The organism is Geodermatophilus obscurus (assembly GCF_900115395.1).
Taxonomy (GTDB): domain Bacteria; phylum Actinomycetota; class Actinomycetes; order Mycobacteriales; family Geodermatophilaceae; genus Geodermatophilus; species Geodermatophilus obscurus_B.
Genome location: NZ_FOWE01000003.1, coordinates 436,444 through 454,608 on the forward strand (window position 1 = coordinate 436,444; position 18,165 = coordinate 454,608).

The following is an 18,165-nucleotide window of genomic DNA, read 5'->3' on the forward strand; positions in this document are numbered from 1 at the left end:
CGATGCTCAAGTCCAAGATCCACCGGGCGACGGTCACCCAGGCCGACCTGCACTACGTCGGGTCGGTCACCGTCGACGAGGACCTGCTCGACGCCGCCGACCTGCTGCCCGGCGAGCAGGTGGCCATCGTCGACATCACCAACGGCGCGCGGCTGGAGACCTACGTCATCCCCGGCGAGCGCGGCAGCGGCGTCATCGGCATCAACGGCGCGGCCGCCCACCTCGTGCACCCCGGCGACATGGTCATCCTCATCAGCTACGGCCTGATGGACGAGACCGAGGCCAAGTCCTGCATCCCCAAGGTCGTGCACGTCGACGGCGCCAACCGCGTCGTCGAGCTCGGCGGGGACCCCTCGGCCCCGGTGCCCGGCGCGACCGACCAGAAGCGCAGCGACCTCGGCGTGCCGGTCCGTTGACCCTGACGACGCAGGCCGTCACCGGCCTGCCGACCCGGCTGGCCGCCCCGGCGCCCGGCTGGGAGCTGGCGGCCGACGTCTGCGTCGTCGGCTCCGGCGTCGCGGGCCTGTGCGTCGCGCTGCACGCCCGGGCCGCCGGCCTGTCGGTCGCCGTCGTCACCAAGGTGCGGGTCGACGACGGGTCGACCCGCTGGGCCCAGGGCGGCATCGCCGCCGTGCTCGACCCGGCCGACACCCCCGAGGCGCACGCCCGCGACACCGAGGTCGCCGGCGTCGGACTGTGCGAGCCCGACGCGGTGCACGCCCTGGTGACCGAGGGGCCCGGGCGGCTGCACCAGCTCATCGACTGGGGCGCGGCCTTCGACCGCGACCCCGCCGGCCGCCTGCTGCTCACCCGCGAGGGCGGGCACTCCGCCGACCGGATCGTGCACGCCGGCGGCGACGCCACCGGCTCGGAGGTGCAGCGGGCGTTGCACGCCGCCGTCCGCACCGACCCGGGGATCACCCTCGTCGAGCACGCGATGGTGCTCGACCTGCTCACCGACGCCTCCGGCCGGGCCGCCGGCGTCACCCTGCACGTCCTCGGCGAGGGCACCGAGGACGGCGTCGGGGCCGTCCGCGCCCGCGCGGTCGTGCTCGCCACCGGCGGCATGGGGCAGGTCTACGCCGCGACGACGAACCCGTCGGTGTCCACCGGCGACGGCGTGGCGCTCGGCCTGCGCACCGGCGCGGTCGCCACCGACCTGGAGTTCGTGCAGTTCCACCCGACGTCGCTCTACCTCGGCCCCGGCGCCCGCGGGCAGCAGCCGCTGGTCAGCGAGGCACTGCGCGGCGAGGGCGCGGTGCTGCGCGACGGCGCGGGGGAGCGGTTCATGGTCGGCGCCCACCCGCTGGCCGAGCTGGCCCCGCGCGACGTCGTCGCCAAGGCGATCACCCGCGTGCAGCTGCGCGACGGCGTCCCGAACGTGTGGCTCGACGCCCGCGGGATCGACGGCCTGGCCGAGCGGTTCCCGACGATCGTCGCCCGCTGCCGCGAGGAGGGCATCGACCCGGTCACCGCGCTGGTGCCGGTCACGCCCGCCGCGCACTACGCCTCCGGCGGGCTGGTCACCGACCTGGCCGGGCGGACCACCGTCCCCGGCCTCTACGCCTGCGGCGAGGTGGCCTGCACCGGGGTGCACGGCGCCAACCGGCTGGCGTCGAACTCGCTGCTGGAGGGGCTGGTCTTCGCCGCCCGCATCGGCGCGGACCTGGCCCGCTCCCTCCCGCCGTCGGAGCCCGCGGTGGCGGCGGCGCCCGCGACCGGTGGGCTGCTCGACCCCGCCGGGCGGCGCACGGTCACCGACACGATGTCGGGCCGGGTGGGCGCGCTGCGCTCGGGCGCCGGGCTGGCCGGGGCCACCGGCGCGCTGGCCGACCTGGCCGCCTCGCTGACCGGCGGCCCGGGTGCGGCGCCGGGCGTCGCCGGCTGGGAGGCCACCGGGCTGCTCACCGTCGCGAGCGCCCTCACCGCCGCGGCCGCCGCCCGCGAGGAGACCCGCGGCTGCCACTGGCGCGAGGACCACCCCGACAGCGAGGAGGGCTGGCGGGTGCACCTCGACGTCCGCCTCGACGGCGAGGGCCGGCTGTCGCTGACCCGCCGCCCGGTCGGCGAGCCGGTCGTGCAGCCGTGGTGACCGCCGACCCGCGGTCGCTGGAGGGCACCGGGCTGTCCGGGGCGTGGGTCGACGAGCTCGTCGAGCGCACGCTGGCCGAGGACCTCGCCGGCGGCGCGGTGCTGCCCAGCGAGCCCGCCCTCGCCGTCGCCCTCGACGTCACCAGCGCCGCCACCGTGCCACCCGCCCAGGTGGGCACCGCGGACCTCGTCGCCCGGGCCGACGGCGTCGTCGCCGGCCTGCCGGTGGCCGCGCGGGTGTTCACCCGCCTCGCGCCCGGCGCGACCCTCACCGCCGGCGCGGCCGACGGCGACCGGGTGACCCGCGGCGACGTGCTGCTCACGATCCGGGGGCCGGTGCGGGCGCTGCTCGCCGCCGAGCGCAGCGCGCTCAACATCGCCAGCCGGGCCAGCGGCATCGCCACCGCCACCCGCGCCTGGGTCGACGCCGTCGAGGGCACCGGGGCCGTCGTCCTCGACACCCGCAAGACCACGCCGGGGCTGCGGCCGCTGGAGAAGTACGCCGTGCGCTGCGGCGGCGGGTCGAACAAGCGGATGGGCCTCTACGACGTCGCCATGGTCAAGGACAACCACGTGGCGGCCGCGGGCTCGGTGGCCGCCGCCGTCGCCGCCGTGCGCGAGCGGGCGCCGCGGGTGCCGGTGCAGGTCGAGGCCGACACCCCCGCGCAGGCGGTGGAGGCCGTCGAGGCCGGCGCGGACTTCCTGCTGCTGGACAACATGGCGCCGGCACAGCTGCGCGAGGTCGTGGCGCTGGTCGGCGGCCGCGCGGAGCTCGAGGCCACCGGCGGGCTGACGCTCGCCGTCGCCCGCGAGGTCGCCGCCACCGGCGTGGACTTCCTGTCGGTCGGCGCGCTCACGCACTCCTCGCCGATCCTCGACCTCGCGCTCGACCTGCGGGGCTGACGCGTGCTGCTCACCGTCGACGTCGGCAACAGCCAGACCGTGCTGGCCACCTTCGACGGCGCGCGCCGCGTCGGGTGCTGGCGCGTGACCACCCACCCGCGGGCCACCTCCGACGAGATCCACATGCTCTGGCGGGGACTGCTCCGCGACACCGAGGTCACCGGGGTCGCCGCCTGCTCCACGGTGCCCGCACTGCTGCCCGCGCTGCGCCGGCTGCTCGACTCCCTCGACGTCCCCGTGGTGCTCATCGGCCCGGGCGTGCGCACCGGCGTCCCCCTGCACGTGGACAACCCGCGCGAGGTCGGCGCCGACCGCGTCGTCACCGCGCTGGCCGCGCACGAGCTGTTCGGCACCGCGCCCGACGGGGCGTCCCGTCCGGTCGTCGTCGTCGACTTCGGCACCTCGACCAACGTCGACGCCGTCGGCCCGGGCGGGCAGTTCCTCGGCGGCGCGCTGGCGCCGGGGCTCGAGGTGAGCCTGGAGGCGCTCGCCTCGCGGGCGGCGCAGCTCCGCTCGGTGGAGCTGACGGTGCCACCGCAGGCGATCGGCAAGAACACCGTGGCGGCGCTGCAGTCGGGTGTCGTGCTCGGGTTCGCCGGGCTCGTCGACGGGCTGGTCGGGCGCATCGCCGGCGAGCTGGTGGCCCAGTTCGGGCGCGAGCCGGTCGTCGTCGCCACCGGCGGGCTGGCGCCCCTGGTGGCCGGCAGCTGCCGGTCGGTCACCGACCGGGAGCCCGACCTCACGGTGCACGGGCTGCGGCTGGCCTTCGAGCGCCACCAGGCCACCGGCCGCCGGTAGGGCGGCGGGGTGTCGCGGCCCACGCCCGTAGGCTCGGGCGGCGTGACCGACGAACCCCCCGGCCCCCCGGACGACGAGCTCCCCGAGCAGCTCCGGGTCCGCCGCGCCAAGCTCGACCGGCTCCGCGAGGCCGGTGCCGACCCGTACCCGGTCACGCTGCCGCGCACGACCTCGCTGGCCGACGTGCGCGCGGCGCACCCCGACCTCGAGCCGGACACGATGACCGGCGAGCGGGTCGGCGTCACCGGCCGGGTCATCTTCAGCCGCAACACCGGCAAGCTGTGCTTCGCGACGCTGCGCGAGGGCGACGCCGAGCTGCAGGTCATGCTCTCCCGCGACCGGGTCGGCGAGCAGGCGCTCGACGCCTGGAAGGCCGACGTCGACCTCGGTGACCACGTCTTCGTCGAGGGCGAGGTCGGCACGTCGCGCCGCGGTGAGCTGTCGGTGTTCGCCGACTCCTGGCAGCTGGCGGCCAAGGCGCTGCGGCCGCTGCCGGTGGCGCACAAGCCGATGAGCGAGGAGCTGCGGGTCCGCCGCCGCTACGTCGACCTGATCGTCCGCGACGAGGCCCGCCGCACCGTGCGGCAGCGGGCCGCCGTCGTGGCCGCGCTGCGGGCAGGCCTGACCGGCCGGGGCTTCCTCGAGGTCGAGACGCCGATGCTGCAGACGGTGCACGGCGGCGCCGCCGCGCGGCCGTTCCGCACCCACATGAACGCCTTCGACCTCGACCTGTACCTGCGCATCGCGCCGGAGCTGTTCCTCAAGCGCTGCATCGTCGGCGGGCTGGAGCGGGTCTTCGAGATCAACCGCAACTTCCGCAACGAGGGCGTCGACAGCTCGCACTCGCCGGAGTTCGCGATGCTCGAGTTCTACGAGGCCTGGGCCGACTACCGCGGTGTCGCCCGCACCACCCGGGAACTGGTGCAGGAGTGCTGCGCGGCGCTCTTCGGCGACCACACCGCCCGCCACCACGACGGCACCGAGGTCGACCTGTCGGGGGAGTGGCCGGAGGTGCCGCTGTACTCCCTGGTCTCCGACGCCGTCGGCGAGGAGGTCACCCCGGAGACGCCGGCCGAGCACCTGCGTGCGCTCGCCGAGCGGCACGACGTCGGCGTCGACCCGGCCTGGCTGCCCGGCAAGGTCGTCGAGGAGCTGTTCGAGGCCCTGGTGCAGGACACCCTGCAGGCCCCGACGTTCGTCGTCGACTACCCGGTCGACACCTCGCCGCTGACCCGCGCCCACCGCACGACGCCGGGTCTGGCGGAGAAGTGGGACCTCTACATCGGCGGCGTCGAGCGCGGTACCGGCTACTCCGAGCTCGTCGACCCGGTGGTGCAGCGCGAACGGTTCACCCAGCAGGCCCTGCTCGCCGCCGCCGGCGACCCCGAGGCGATGGTCCTCGACGAGGACTTCCTCGAGGCCCTCGAGTACGGGATGCCGCCCACCGGGGGGGTCGGGATGGGCATCGACCGGCTGATGATGACGCTCACCGGTCTCGGTATCCGCGAGACCATCCTCTTCCCGCTGGTGCGTCCGATCTCCTGATTCCGGGAGTCGACCGTTCCGTCTTTCCACTCCACTTCCTCACCGAAATGGGCGAGTCACGCACCGGGATTGGCTTTCCCTTCAGTTCGTGTGGTCGAATGGCCGCGACATCCGGACCAGGCGGACGGAGACGATCCGATTCCGTCCGCCGAGAGAGCGAGGAATACGCGAATGGCGCGCAAGGTGCAGGTCATCCTGAGTGACGACCTCGACGAGGACGTCCCGGCCGACGAGACGGTGAGCTTCTCCCTCGACGGCACGAACTACGAGATCGACCTGTCGGAGAAGAACGCCGGCGAACTGCGCGACGCCTTCTCCCGTTACGTGCAGGCGGCTCGGAAGGTGAGCCGTGGCGGCGGCGGTCGGGCCTCCGGCGGAGGGCGTTCCCGCGCCACCGGTGGCGGTGGCCGCATGGACCGCGAGCAGGCCGGCGCCATCCGCGACTGGGCCCGCAAGAACGGCCACAACGTCAGCGACCGCGGCCGCATCCCGGCCAGCGTCGTCGAGGCCTACGAGGCCGCGCACTAGTCGGAGGACCCCCTCGCAGGGCGAGGGGGCCGTTCCAGCACGTCACCGACGGCCCGGTCCCCGAGTGGGACCGGGCCGTCGGCGTGCCCGCGTCCCGACGCGCCGTCCGCTGTCGGCGTAACGCCACCGGAACACCGCCCGGTCACCATCGGTTGGACGAGGCAGCCACCCACCGACCCCCGGTCGCGTGCCGACGGGACGGCGTGGTCCGTGACTACAGTGGAAAGACCGGTGCCCCCAGCGCGCCGACGGACGTCGGGTGCTCCTCCCCACGCACGGGGAGGACAGTGCCGGACCAGCCGGTCAGAGGAGAAGCAGCAGATGTTCGAACGGTTCACCGACCGAGCCCGACGGGTGGTCGTCCTGGCGCAGGAAGAGGCCAGGATGCTCAACCACAACTACATCGGCACCGAGCACATCCTCCTGGGCCTGATCCACGAGGGTGAGGGCGTCGCCGCCAAGGCCCTCGAGTCCCTCGGCATCTCGCTCGAGGGCGTCCGCCAGCAGGTCGAGGAGATCATCGGCCAGGGTCAGCAGGCCCCGTCCGGCCACATCCCCTTCACGCCCCGCGCGAAGAAGGTCCTCGAGCTGTCGCTGCGCGAGGCCCTGCAGCTCGGCCACAACTACATCGGCACCGAGCACATCCTGCTCGGCCTGATCCGCGAGGGCGAGGGCGTCGCCGCCCAGGTCCTGGTGAAGCTGGGCGCCGACCTCAACCGCGTCCGCCAGCAGGTCATCCAGCTGCTCTCCGGCTACCAGGGCAAGGAGCCGGCCGCGGCCGGCGGCCCCTCGGAGGGCACCCCGTCGACCTCGCTGGTCCTCGACCAGTTCGGCCGCAACCTCACGCAGGCCGCGCGCGACTCCAAGCTCGACCCGGTCATCGGGCGCGCCAAGGAGATCGAGCGGGTCATGCAGGTCCTCTCGCGGCGCACCAAGAACAACCCCGTCCTCATCGGCGAGCCCGGTGTCGGCAAGACCGCCGTCGTCGAGGGCCTGGCGCAGGCCATCGTCAAGGGCGAGGTCCCCGAGACGCTGAAGGACAAGCAGCTCTACACCCTCGACCTCGGCGCCCTCGTCGCCGGGTCGCGCTACCGCGGTGACTTCGAGGAGCGCCTGAAGAAGGTGCTCAAGGAGATCCGCACCCGCGGCGACATCATCCTGTTCATCGACGAGATCCACACCCTCGTCGGTGCCGGTGCCGCCGAGGGCGCGATCGACGCCGCCAGCATCCTCAAGCCGATGCTGGCCCGCGGTGAGCTGCAGACCATCGGCGCCACCACGCTCGACGAGTACCGCAAGCACCTGGAGAAGGACGCCGCGCTCGAGCGCCGCTTCCAGCCCATCCAGGTCGGCGAGCCGACGCTGCAGCACACGATCGAGATCCTCAAGGGCCTGCGGGACCGCTACGAGGCCCACCACCGGATCAGCATCACCGACGGCGCCCTGGTCGCCGCCGCGACGCTGGCCGACCGCTACATCTCCGACCGCTTCCTCCCCGACAAGGCGATCGACCTGATCGACGAGGCCGGGGCCCGGATGCGGATCAAGCGGATGACCGCCCCGCCGGACCTGCGCGAGTTCGACGAGCGCATCGCCGGCATCCGCCGGGAGAAGGAGTCCGCGATCGACGCGCAGGACTTCGAGAAGGCCGCGTCGCTGCGCGACAAGGAGAAGCAGCTCCTGGGCGAGAAGGCCGAGCGCGAGAAGGCGTGGAAGGCCGGCGACATGGACGTCGTCGCCGAGGTCGACGACGAGCAGATCGCCGAGGTGCTGGCCAACTGGACCGGCATCCCCGTCTTCAAGCTCACCGAGGAGGAGACGACCCGTCTGCTCCGCATGGAGGACGAGCTCCACAAGCGGATCATCGGCCAGGAAGAGGCCATCAAGAGCGTCAGCCAGGCGATCCGGCGCACGCGTGCGGGCCTCAAGGACCCGCGCCGTCCGGGTGGCTCGTTCATCTTCGCCGGCCCCTCGGGTGTCGGTAAGACCGAGCTGGCCAAGGCGCTCGCGCAGTTCCTCTTCGGCGAGGACGACGCCCTCATCCAGATCGACATGGGCGAGTTCCACGACCGGTTCACCGTGTCGCGGCTCGTCGGTGCCCCTCCCGGCTACGTCGGTTACGACGAGGGTGGCCAGCTGACCGAGAAGGTGCGGCGCAAGCCGTTCTCGGTGGTCCTCTTCGACGAGATCGAGAAGGCGCACGCGGACGTGTTCAACACGCTCCTGCAGGTGCTGGAGGACGGCCGGCTCACCGACGGTCAGGGCCGGATCGTGGACTTCAAGAACACGATCCTGATCCTCACGACCAACCTCGGCACGCGGGACATCTCCAAGGCCGTGGGTCTGGGCTTCCAGGTCGGCAACGACACCCAGTCGAACTACGAGCGGATGAAGCTCAAGGTCAACGAGGAGCTCAAGCAGCACTTCCGGCCGGAGTTCCTCAACCGCATCGACGACATCGTCGTGTTCCACCAGCTCACCGAGGACGAGATCATCGAGATCGTCGACCTCATGGTGGCCCGCGTCGAGGGTCAGCTGGCGAACAAGGACATGGCGCTGGAGATCACGCAGGACGCCAAGAAGCTGCTGGCGGCCCGCGGGTTCGACCCGGTGCTGGGCGCCCGGCCGCTGCGCCGGACCATCCAGCGCGAGATCGAGGACTCGCTCTCGGAGAAGATCCTCTACGGCGAGCTGACCGCCGGTCAGATCATCGTGGTCGACGTCGAGGGCGAGGGGCCCACCGCGAAGTTCACCTTCCGCGGCGAGACCAAGCCGATCGACGTCCCCGACACGCCCCCGGTCGCGCTGACCGTCGGCGACGACGAGGACGGCCAGGGGCCGATCAACCTCGAGAAGAACTGACCGACCCGCACGACCGACGAGGGCCGCTCCCACACCGTGGGGGCGGCCCTCGCCGCGTCGGGCGGGTCCCGCGACGATCAGGTCACCTGATCATGGGGCGTCCTCCCTCATGGCCCACCGTGAGGGAGGACCCGCTGCGGTGAGGGAGGACGGCGGGTGCCGCGTCAGGCGGGCAGGGTGAACCGGCCGTCGCCGGTCTGCTCCACCAGCCCGTCGGCCAGCAGCGAGTCCAGGCACCGGGAGCGCTGGACGGCGTCGTCCCAGACGGCGTCCAGGGCCCCGGCCGGGACGGGGCCGTCGGCGGCCCGCAGGACGTCGAGCAGCCGCCCGCGGACCTGACGGTCGGTCCCGGCGAAGCGCTGCACCCGCCTCGGCGGCCCGTCGGCGGACGGGCAGCCGGCCAGCCGCCAGGCGCAGCGGTCGCGCACCGGGCAGACGGCGCACCGCGGCGTCCGGGCGACGCACACCAGCGCTCCGAGTTCCATCGCCGCCACCGAGAACCGGCAGGCGCGGTCCCGGTCGGTGGGCGCGAGCGCCGCGACGTCGGTGAGGTCGGAGGCCCGGGCGGTGCCCGCCTCGGCGCGGCCGTGCACCAGCCGGGCGACCACCCGGCGGACGTTGGTGTCCACGACCGGCTGGGGCTGCCCGTGCCCGAAGCAGGCCACCGCGCGGGCGGTGTACGTCCCGACGCCGGGGAGGGCCTCCAGGGCCGCCACGTCGGCTGGGACGGCTCCTGCGTGCCGCTCGGTGAGGGCGACGGCGGTCTCGCGCAGCCGCAGCGCCCGCCGGGGGTAGCCGAGCTTCCCCCACGCGCGGATCACCTCCGCCGGTGAGGCCGCGGCCAGGTCGGCCGGCGCCGGCCAGCGCGCCATCCACTCGGTCCACACCGGCGCGACCCGCGCCACCGGGGTCTGCTGCAGCATCACCTCGCTGACCAGCACCGCCCACGGGTCCACACCGGGGCGCCGCCACGGCAGGTCCCGGGCGGCGGTGTCGTACCAGTCGACGAGGGCGTCCCCCAGCCCGGCCGTGCTCTCCACGGGGGTCCAGTGTGCCCGGCGCCCGGTCGCGGCGTGCCCCGGTGCGGCCGCCGGAGGGTGCGCACTACCGTCACCTCGTGCTGCACCCGGTCGGACCCCTCCCGGCGGCCGTCTACTGGCGACGGCGCCTGGTGGTCCTGGTGGTGCTGCTCGCCGTCCTCGGCGGTGTCGGCTGGCTGGTGGTCGCCGTGGTGACCGGCTCGGGCAACAGTGCCGCCGCGACCGGTTCGACGACGTCGTCGGAGCCGGTGGGGACGCCGGCGCTCGACCGGGTCGTCCCCTCCCCGGCCGGTGTGCAGACGCCGACCCCGCCGCCGAGCACGCCCCCGCCGGCACCCGCGTCACCGGCCGCGCCGGGGCAGGAGGCCGGGGCGCCGTGCGGCGACGACGTGATCGCGCTGGAGGTGCGCACGCCGGGCAGCGTCGCCTCCGGCTCGAGCCCGGTGTTCGAGCTGGTCGTCACCAACACCGCCGCCGTGCCCTGCACCCGGGTGCTGGACCAGCAGCTGCAGGAGATGGTGCTGCTCGACGGCGCCGGCACCCGGCTGTGGGGCAGCAACGACTGCCAGCCCGAGGCCAGCAGCGACAACCGCACCCTCGCCCCGGGTGAGCAGGTGGTCTTCCCGCTGACCTGGAGCGGCCTGACCAGCGAGCCGACCTGCACCGCGGCCCGCGCGCCGGTGGCACCGGGCAGCTACCTGGTGCGGGCACGGCTGGACACCAAGACCAGCCCCGACGCCCCCCTCCAGGTCACCTAGCGACCGCCGGTGGCCCCCGTGCAGGGACCCACCCCGAGCGTCAGCGAGGGGTGGGGGGCACGGGGGTCCTTCCTCAGCTGTAGCGGTCGAGGATCGAGGTCTCGGCCAGCCGGGACAGCCCCTCGCGGATGCCGCGGGCCCGGGCCTCGCCGACGCCGTCGACGGCCAGCAGGTCCTCGATGGTGGCGGCGAGCAGCTTCTGCAGGCCGCCGAAGTGCTCGACCAGCCGGTCGATGATCGCGGCCGGCAGGCGCGGCACCCGGGCCAGCAGCCGGTAGCCGCGCGGGCTGACGGGGGAGTCGAGTGCGTCGGCCGCGGTGGGCAGGCCGTAGCACCGGGCGACGGCGGAGAGGTCGAGCAGCTCGGTGGCCGACAGCGTGCGCAGCTCGGCGAGCACGTCCTCGATCGTCCGTGGCCGACGGGCGGCGCCCCCGGGCATGTAGTCGCGGACCAGCAGCGCGCGGTCCTCCTCGACCCCGGCGAGCATCTCGTCGAGCTGCAGGGCCAGCAGCCGGCCGTCGGTGCCCAGCTCGACGACGAATCCCTCAATCTCGTCGGCGATCCGGCGCACCATCTCCAGCCGCTGGCTGACGCTCATCGCGTCGCGGACGGTGACCAGGTCCTCGATCTCCAGCGCCGACAGCGTGCTGGCGACCTCGTCGAGGCGCAGCTTGTAGCGCTCCAGCGCGGCGAGGGCCTGGTTGGCCCGCGCGAGGATCGTCGTCGGGTGCTCGAGGGTGTAGCGCCGGCCGGCGACGTAGACGCTGATGATGTGCATCGACTGGCTGACCGAGATCACCGGGAACCCGGACTGGACCGCGACCCGCTCGGCGGTGCGGTGCCGGGTGCCCGACTCCTCGGTGGGCACCGTCGAGTCGGGCATGAGGTGCACGCCGGCGCGGACGATGCGCAGCCCGTCGGAGGAGAGGATCACCGCGCCGTCCATCTTGGCCAGCTCGCGCAGCCGGGTGGCCGACAGGGCGACGTCGAGGGCGAAGCCGCCGGTGCAGATGGACTCCACGACTCGGTCGTAGCCGAGCACGATCAGCGCGCCGGTGCGGCCGGCCAGGATCCGCTCGAGGCCGTCGCGCAGGGCCGTCCCCGGTGCGATGCGGCCGAGGAGCTCCCGGAGGGTGACCTCGGAGTCCACAGCGGGGGGCACGAGCGCTCCTGACGTCGACGCGGTCTGGTGGCTGAGTCTACGTCCCGCCTGCCGGGTGCCGCGGCGGGTCGCGAGCGGGGCAGGGTCACCCGAGCAGGTGATCCGCCGCCGCTCAGCCGGGGAGGAGCCCCGCGAGGGCCGCGCCGAGGTCGGGCACCTCCATGAGCCGCATGCCCTTCGGCGCCTGCCCGGCGTCCGGAGGCACCAGGGCGAGCCGGTAGCCCTGCCGGGCCGCCTCGGCCAGCCGACGGCCCGTGCCGCCGACGCGGCGGATCTCCCCGGACAGGCCGACCTCGCCCAGCGCGATCATGCCCTCCGGCAACGGGGTGTCCCTCGACGCCGAGGCGATGGCCAGTGCGAGCGCGAGGTCGGCCGCGGGCTCGGCGATCTTGACCCCGCCGACGGAGGCGGCGAACACGTCGGCGTCGGCCAGCCGGACCCCGCCGCGCCGCTCGACGACGGCGTTGACCATCGCGACCCGCTGGGAGTCCAGCCCGCTGACGGCGCGACGGGGCGAGCCGCCGCCGGCACTGGTGGCCACCAGCGCCTGCACCTCGGCCAGCAGCGGCCGGCTGCCCTCCATCGTGACGGTGACGCAACTGCCCGGCACCGAGGCGGTGCGGCGGGAGACGAACAGGTGCGACGGGTCGGGGACGCCGACGACCCCGCCGTCGCCGATCTCGAAGCAGCCGATCTCGTCGGCCGGGCCGAAGCGGTTCTTGGTGGCCCGGACCAGCCGCAGCGTGGAGTGCCGCTCGCCGTCGAAGGAGACGACGACGTCGACGAGGTGCTCCAGCGCCCGCGGGCCGGCGATTGCGCCGTCCTTGGTCACGTGCCCGACGAGGATCGTGGTCATCCCGCGGGACTTGGCGACGGCGGTCAGCGCCGTGGCGACCGCGCGGACCTGGGAGGCGCCGCCGTCGGTGCCGTCGACGGCGGGGGAGCGCACCGTCTGCACGCTGTCGAGCACCAGCAGGGAGGGCGACACCTGCTCGACGTGCGCGAGGACGGCGGACAGCTCGGTCTCGGCGGCGAGGTACAGCCGGTCGTGCAGCGCGCCGATCCGCTCGGCGCGCAGTCGCACCTGGGCCGCGGACTCCTCGCCGGAGACCACGAGCGTGGGCCCGTTGGCCGCCGCGACCCGGTGGGCCACCTCGAGCAGCAGCGTGGACTTGCCCACCCCGGGCTCGCCGGCGACGAGCACCACCGCGCCGGGCACCAGCCCGCCGCCGAGGACGCGGTCGAACTCGGGGATCCCGGTGGGCACCGCGCGGGCCCCGGCCAGCTCGACCTGGGCGATCGGCCGGGCGGGTGCGGTGACGGGGCCGGCGGCGACGGCACGCAGGGCGGGTGCGGCCGGGCCGACCTCCTGCAGCGTGCCCCAGGCCTGGCACTCGGGGCACCTGCCCATCCACTTGGCCGAGGAGTACCCGCACTCGGTGCAGCGGTGGGCAGGACGGGCGGACTTCACGCCGGACGGAGGCACCCCGCCACGGTAGGTCGGGGCACCGACAGTCCCCGGGAGGACGGCGTCCTCGGACGGCGCGGGTCCTCACTCCGCCTGGGTGTCCTCCTCGCTCGCGGGGTTCTCCTGCTGACCGCCGCCCTCGCCCTCGCCCTCCCCCTCGTGGAAGTCGAAGGGCTCACCGCGCTCGACCTCCTCGTCCGGGATGCCGACGAGCGCCTGCAGCTCGATCTCCCCGGCCTGCTCGAAGGTGAAGGTCAGGGGCAGGGTCTGACCGGGCGTGAGCGGCTCGGCGAGGTCCTGCAGCGTGATGGTGGCGTCGCCGTCGCGGCCGAGGTACAGAGCCGTGTCGGCGGGGATCACCAGCGACAGCTCCGTGCTGGCCGTCGGGGTCGCGCCGGTCGGCGCCGCGGGGGCCGTGCCCGGGGTGGCGCCGGTGGTGCCCGGTGCAGGCGGCGTCGTGGGCTCGTTGCCCGCGGGGGAGGACGGGGAGGGAGTCGGGCCGGTGCCGGCGATCCGCAGGCCCGAGAAGCCCTCGCCCTCGATGGCGGTGAGCGTCTCGTCCTCGTTCGAGGCGTTGACGATCGTCATCACGAGGACGGCGTCGTCGCCCTCCTCGTAGAGCCCGTCCTCGGGGTAGGCGAGCGTCACCTGGCGCAGCAGGACGTCCTCGACCTGCGCCATGGGTCCGACCTTGTCGCGGTCCTGCGTGGCGGTCTGCGAGACCTGGCCGGCGCTGCACGCGCCGAGCGTGACCGGGCTGATCACGAGAGCACCCATCAGGGCGGCGCGCAGCGCGCGGTTCACGACGGTCGACCTCCAGCGTGGAACACCTGCCGGCCACCGTGCACTCGATGGCCCCGACTCGCGCCGAGCGTAGCCGTCCACCCACCATGTCCGCCGGGAGGTGGAGCCGATGCAGCACCCGGGAGCCGGGGCCGGCGCCGATACCGACGCCGGTACCGGCGCCGAGGAGCGCGACCCGGCACTGGCCGACTTCCCGGAGCGGTCGCCGGCCACCCGGCGGTGGCTGTTCGCCGACCAGCTCGGCCCGCACTTCCTCGACCGGCCCGACCAGCCGGTGCTGCTCGTCGAGGCCAAGGCGGTGTTCGCCCGCCGCCGCTTCCACCGGCAGAAGGCGCACCTGGTGCTCTCCGCGCTGCGCCACCGCGCCGCCGAGCTGGGCGAGCAGGCGCACCTGCACCAGGTCACCACCTACGCCGAGGCGCTCGACCGCTACGACGAGCCGCTGAGCGTCTGCGCGCCGACGACGTGGAGCAGCCGCGACTTCGTCCTCGCCCGGCCCGGGCTGCAGGTGCTGGCGGCCCGCGGGTTCGTCAGCACCCAGGGCGAGTTCGCCGGCTGGGCCGAGGGGCGCGGCCGGCGGCGGCTGCTGATGGAGGACTTCTACCGCGACGCCCGCCGGCGCCGCGACGTGCTGATGGACGGCGCGCAGCCCCTGGGCGGGCAGTGGAACTACGACGCGGAGAACCGCGAGCCCCCACCGCGGGACGGCCGCTCGCCCGCACCGGAGCCGTGGTGGCCGGCCGAGGACGAGATCGACGAGCAGGTGCGCGCCGACCTCGACCGCTGGGAGGCCGACGGCGAGGTCTCCTTCGTCGGCGACGACGGCCCGCGGCTGTTCCCCGCCACCCGCGAGGAGGCGCTCACCCGGCTGCACGACTTCCTCACCGCGCGGCTGGGCGTCTTCGGCCCGCACGAGGACGCGATGCTCGCCGGCGAGCGGTGGCTGGCCCACTCGCTGCTCTCGCCGGCGATGAACCTCGGCCTGCTCGACCCGCTGGAGGTGGTGCGCGCCGCGGAGGCCACCGCCCGCGCCCGTGCCGCCGACGGCGACCCGCTGCCGCTGAACTCCGTCGAGGGGTTCGTCCGGCAGGTCATGGGCTGGCGGGACTACATCTGGCACACCTACTGGCACTTCGGCCGCCCCTACCGGCACGCCAACGCGCTGCGGGCCCTGGAGCCGGTGCCGGACTGGATGGCCGAGCTCGACGACTCCGCCGTCGACGCGGCGTGCCTGTCCGGCGTCCTCGGCGACCTGCGCCGCGACGGCTGGGTGCACCACATCCCGCGGCTGATGGTGCTCGGCAACTACGCGCTGCAGCGCGGCATCGACCCGCGGGAGCTCACCGACTGGTTCCACCGCACGTTCGTCGACGGCTACGACTGGGTGATGGTGGCCAACATCGTCGGGATGAGCCAGCACGCCGACGGCGGGGCGCTGGCCACCAAGCCCTACGCCGCCGGTGGCGCCTACATCGACCGGATGAGCGACTACTGCGGCCGCTGCCCCTACGACCCGAGGCAGCGCCTCGGCGACGCCGCCTGCCCCTACACCGCCGGCTACTGGGCCTTCCTCGAGCGCAACCGCGAGCGGCTCGCCGGCAACCAGCGGATGCGCCGTCCGCTGCAGGGGCTGGACCGGCTCAGGGACCTCCCCCTGGTCGTCGAGCAGGAGGCCGCCCGGGGCACCAGCGCCCCCTGAACGAGGGAGAACGGTCCGGTCGGGCCGCGCACCTGCCGATGCCCCCTGTGCACGGGGGACGGCGCGGAGGTGCGGATGGCGGTCGGGGCGACGTTCGACGACGTCCTCGCAGCGGCCCAGGCGGGCGCGGCGTGGGCGTTCGAGGTGCTCTACCGGGACCTGTCCCCGGCGGTCACCGGCTACCTGCGACTGCACGGGGCGCCGGACCCCGACGACCTGGCCAGCGAGACCTTCCTGGCCGTCTTCCGCGGCCTGGGCGGGTTCCGCGGCGACGAGGCCGCGCTGCGCTCCTGGGTGTTCACCATCGCCCACCGCCGGCTGGTCGACGAGTGGCGCCGGCGCAGCCGCCGCCCGCAGGCCGCCGACGACGCCGGCGGCCTCCTGGCCGGGGTGGCCGGCGGGGACGTGGAGGACGACGTCCTGACCCGGCTGGGCGCCGAGGCGGTGCACCGGCTGTGTGCCGGCCTGCCCGGCGACCAGCGCTCGGTGCTGCTGCTGCGGGTGCTCGCCGACCTCACCGTCGAGCAGGTGGCCGAGGTCCTGGGGCGGTCCGTGGGAGCGGTGAAGGCCCTGCAGCGGCGCGGCCTGCGGCGGCTGCGGGAGGAGCTCGACCCGGCCGGCACCACCCGCCGGGGTGAGTCCGGGAGAGCGGGCGCACCCCTGACGGCCCGCGCGGCGATGACGGGAGCGAGATGACCACGCCAGCCGACGCCCGCGCCGACGAGCGGGCCCTCGCCGCGTTCTCCGACGCGGTCCGGGCCTGCGCCGCGACGCCCGGGCGGCCGAACCCGGCCCTGGCCGAGCTGCTGGCGACCGGTCTGCTCACCGACCAGTCGGATCCGTCCACGCGGACGACCGGGCACCCCGCCCGGGCCTCACGGAAGAGACCCCGCATGCTGCTCAGCACCCTCACCGCCAAGCTCGCCGCCGCCGGCGTCGCCGCCAAGGCGGCCGCCGCCACCGGCGTCGTCGCCGTCGCCCTGACCGGCACGGCCACCACCGTCACCCTCGCGGGCACGGAGGACACGCCCCCCGTCGTCGAGTCCCCCGCGCCGGCCGACCCGGCTCCCCAGGCCCCGGTCGACGAGCCGGCCCCCGCGCCAGGCGACGCGGACGAGGCCCCCGCACCCGTCGACGAGCAGGAGGACTCCGACGCGGGCGGCGAGGAGCAGGCCCCCGCACCCGTCGACGGGGAGGGGGCCCCGGCCGGGGAGGAGCCCCGGCCCGAGCCCGAGGTCCCGGCGACCGACCCCCAGCCGACGCCCGCGCAGGAGTGGTCCACCGGCCCGGACGACGGGCAGTCGCACGGCGACTGGGTGAGCGAGGGCGCCCGCAACGGCTGGGTGACCGGCCAGCGGGTCAGCGAGGAGGCGCACGTTCGCAACGAGGAACGGCAGGCCGCCCGCGAGGAGGCCCGCCGGCCCGTCACCGGGCAGCCCGCCGAGGAGGAGGCGACCGAGGAGCCGGAGGCCGCGCCGGCCCCCGCGCCGGCCCCCGCCTCGGAGCCTGCCGCCGAGGGGCGCAGCGACGGGCAGGGCAACGGCAACGGGCAGGGCAACGGCAACGGCAACGGCCGGAGGTGACCGCCGGCGGGGCCGCGCTCAGGTGAGCGCGGCCCCGCCGAGCACCAGCAGCACCACGTCGAGGACGGTCAGCAGCATGACCGCGGGGAAGGCCAGCCGCCGGAAGCGCGGCGTGCCGGCCAGCGCTGCGACGGCGACCGCGGGCACCGCCAGCGCCAGGCCGGCCCAGCCCCACCACCGCGGCGGCCCGTCCGGACCCAGCACCAGCACCAGCGACGCCGTCCCCAGCAGCAGTGCGCCCAGCAGCGCCGACACCCGCGCGCCGAGGCGGTGGGGCAGTCCGCGCACCCCGGTCGCGAGGTCCTCCTCCAGGTCGGGGGCGACGTTGGCCAGGTGCGCCGCGGCCCCCAGGGCGGCCCCGGCCGCCGGCAGCCACCACGGAGCGACCGGCGTGCCCGGTGCCGCGGCCACCACCCCCGCCGGCAGCGCCCCGAAGCCGGTCACGTAGGGCAGCCCCGAGACCACGCTGCGCTTGAGACCCGCGTTGTAGGCCCAGCCGCTGGCCACCAGGACCAGCAGCAGCAGCCCGGGCACCGTGCCGAGAGCCAGGGACAGGACGACGGCGACGGCGGCCGCGCCGAGCGCCGCCCCGCGCAGCACGGAGGGCTCGACGGTGCCCTGCACCACCGGCTTGTCCGCGCGCGCGACGGCCCGGTCGCGGTCGGCGTCGAGCCAGTCGTTGCTCCAGCCGATGGACGCCTGACCTGCGAGGACGGCGGCCCCGGTGAGCACGACCCGTCCGGGTGTCACCTGCGCGGCGACCGCCAGGAGGGTCGCGACGGCGGTGACGGCAGCCGCCGGCGGGGCGTGCGTGGCGAGGACCAGGGCCCGTAGCGAGGCCGCCCGCGGGGGCCGCGCACGCACACCCACCACGCCGGTGTCAACCCCTCTCCGGGACTTCGTCAGGCCTCTGACCTGCGGATA

16 protein-coding genes are annotated in these 18,165 nt (G+C 75.1%); 11 read left to right on the plus strand and 5 right to left on the minus strand.

Going from position 1 to position 18,165, the window contains the following annotated elements; translation table 11 throughout:
• The first annotated feature begins 2 nt into the window (after positions 1-2).
• The 7 genes from panD to BM165_RS08195 all read left to right on the plus strand — a co-directional run bounded on the left by panD (position 3) and on the right by BM165_RS08195 (position 8,727).
• Positions 3-416, plus strand: a complete 414-nt coding sequence (gene panD, locus BM165_RS08165) for an aspartate 1-decarboxylase (RefSeq protein WP_280140693.1) — start codon at positions 3-5, stop codon at positions 414-416.
• A complete protein-coding gene (locus tag BM165_RS08170) occupies positions 413-2,092 on the plus strand; it encodes an L-aspartate oxidase (RefSeq protein ID WP_075012989.1) in 1,680 nt (559 codons plus the stop codon). Before panD ends, BM165_RS08170 begins: the two co-directional genes overlap by 4 nt.
• Positions 2,089-2,994, plus strand: coding sequence for a carboxylating nicotinate-nucleotide diphosphorylase (nadC, locus tag BM165_RS08175; protein ID WP_244274125.1), 906 nt, complete (start codon positions 2,089-2,091; stop codon positions 2,992-2,994). The genes BM165_RS08170 and nadC overlap by 4 nt, the downstream gene beginning before the upstream one ends.
• A 3-nt stretch (positions 2,995-2,997) precedes the next feature.
• Positions 2,998-3,792: a type III pantothenate kinase gene (locus BM165_RS08180; RefSeq protein WP_075012990.1), complete on the plus strand. Its 795-nt coding sequence runs from the start codon at positions 2,998-3,000 to the stop codon at positions 3,790-3,792.
• 42 nt (positions 3,793-3,834) lie between these two features.
• Entirely contained in the window at positions 3,835-5,337 is a 1,503-nt protein-coding gene (gene lysS / locus BM165_RS08185) for a lysine--tRNA ligase (protein ID WP_075012991.1), read from the plus strand.
• A gap of 171 nt (positions 5,338-5,508) precedes the next feature.
• Positions 5,509-5,865 carry a histone-like nucleoid-structuring protein Lsr2 gene (locus BM165_RS08190; protein WP_075012992.1) on the plus strand — a complete coding sequence of 119 codons (357 nt, stop codon included), beginning with the start codon at positions 5,509-5,511 and terminating at the stop codon, positions 5,863-5,865.
• Between the two features lie 321 nt (positions 5,866-6,186).
• Entirely contained in the window at positions 6,187-8,727 is a 2,541-nt protein-coding gene (locus tag BM165_RS08195) for an ATP-dependent Clp protease ATP-binding subunit (RefSeq protein WP_075012993.1), read from the plus strand.
• Between the two features lie 164 nt (positions 8,728-8,891).
• Here the strand turns inward: BM165_RS08195 and BM165_RS08200 are convergent, their stop codons facing one another.
• Positions 8,892-9,767, minus strand: a complete 876-nt coding sequence (locus BM165_RS08200; RefSeq protein ID WP_075012994.1) for an HhH-GPD family protein — start codon at positions 9,765-9,767, stop codon at positions 8,892-8,894.
• Between the two features lie 77 nt (positions 9,768-9,844).
• On the opposite strand from BM165_RS08200, the gene BM165_RS08205 reads away from it, so the two are divergent.
• On the plus strand, positions 9,845-10,525 hold the full coding sequence (locus tag BM165_RS08205) for a MucR family transcriptional regulator (RefSeq protein ID WP_075013120.1): 681 nt from the start codon (positions 9,845-9,847) through the stop codon (positions 10,523-10,525).
• A gap of 73 nt (positions 10,526-10,598) precedes the next feature.
• Here the strand turns inward: BM165_RS08205 and disA are convergent, their stop codons facing one another.
• The 3 genes from disA to BM165_RS08220 form a co-directional block, all read right to left on the minus strand.
• A complete protein-coding gene (gene disA, locus BM165_RS08210) occupies positions 10,599-11,687 on the minus strand; it encodes a DNA integrity scanning diadenylate cyclase DisA (RefSeq protein ID WP_075012995.1) in 1,089 nt (362 codons plus the stop codon).
• Positions 11,688-11,799: 112 nt separating this feature from the next.
• Positions 11,800-13,173, minus strand: coding sequence for a DNA repair protein RadA (gene radA, locus BM165_RS08215; protein ID WP_075012996.1), 1,374 nt, complete (start codon positions 13,171-13,173; stop codon positions 11,800-11,802).
• Between the two features lie 66 nt (positions 13,174-13,239).
• Positions 13,240-13,959: a copper chaperone PCu(A)C domain-containing protein gene (locus tag BM165_RS08220; protein WP_075012997.1), complete on the minus strand. Its 720-nt coding sequence runs from the start codon at positions 13,957-13,959 to the stop codon at positions 13,240-13,242.
• A gap of 109 nt (positions 13,960-14,068) precedes the next feature.
• Between BM165_RS08220 and BM165_RS08225 the strand changes: the two genes are divergently transcribed.
• From BM165_RS08225 to BM165_RS08235, 3 genes are all read left to right on the plus strand, one after another.
• Positions 14,069-15,658 carry a cryptochrome/photolyase family protein gene (locus BM165_RS08225; protein ID WP_083427162.1) on the plus strand — a complete coding sequence of 530 codons (1,590 nt, stop codon included), beginning with the start codon at positions 14,069-14,071 and terminating at the stop codon, positions 15,656-15,658.
• A 75-nt stretch (positions 15,659-15,733) separates the two neighbouring features.
• Positions 15,734-16,354, plus strand: coding sequence for an RNA polymerase sigma factor (locus BM165_RS08230; protein WP_075012998.1), 621 nt, complete (start codon positions 15,734-15,736; stop codon positions 16,352-16,354).
• Positions 16,351-17,241: a hypothetical protein gene (locus BM165_RS08235; protein WP_075012999.1), complete on the plus strand. Its 891-nt coding sequence runs from the start codon at positions 16,351-16,353 to the stop codon at positions 17,239-17,241. Before BM165_RS08230 ends, BM165_RS08235 begins: the two co-directional genes overlap by 4 nt.
• 18 nt (positions 17,242-17,259) lie before the next feature.
• Here the strand turns inward: BM165_RS08235 and BM165_RS08240 are convergent, their stop codons facing one another.
• Positions 17,260-18,105, minus strand: coding sequence for a UbiA family prenyltransferase (locus tag BM165_RS08240; RefSeq protein WP_075013000.1), 846 nt, complete (start codon positions 18,103-18,105; stop codon positions 17,260-17,262).
• Positions 18,106-18,165: the final 60 nt, after the last annotated feature.

Excerpts from the sequence above, each read along its gene's own strand:
- BM165_RS08190 (WP_075012992.1), top strand. The coding sequence starts at position 5,509 with ATGGCGCGCAAGGTGCAGGTCATCCTGAGTGACGACCTCGACGAGGAC.
- BM165_RS08230 (WP_075012998.1), top strand. The coding sequence starts at position 15,734 with ATGGCGGTCGGGGCGACGTTCGACGACGTCCTCGCAGCGGCCCAGGCG.
- panD (WP_280140693.1), top strand. The coding sequence starts at position 3 with ATGCTCAAGTCCAAGATCCACCGGGCGACGGTCACCCAGGCCGACCTG.
- BM165_RS08235 (WP_075012999.1), top strand. The coding sequence starts at position 16,351 with ATGACCACGCCAGCCGACGCCCGCGCCGACGAGCGGGCCCTCGCCGCG.
- BM165_RS08195 (WP_075012993.1), top strand. The coding sequence starts at position 6,187 with ATGTTCGAACGGTTCACCGACCGAGCCCGACGGGTGGTCGTCCTGGCG.
- BM165_RS08225 (WP_083427162.1), top strand. The coding sequence starts at position 14,069 with ATGCAGCACCCGGGAGCCGGGGCCGGCGCCGATACCGACGCCGGTACC.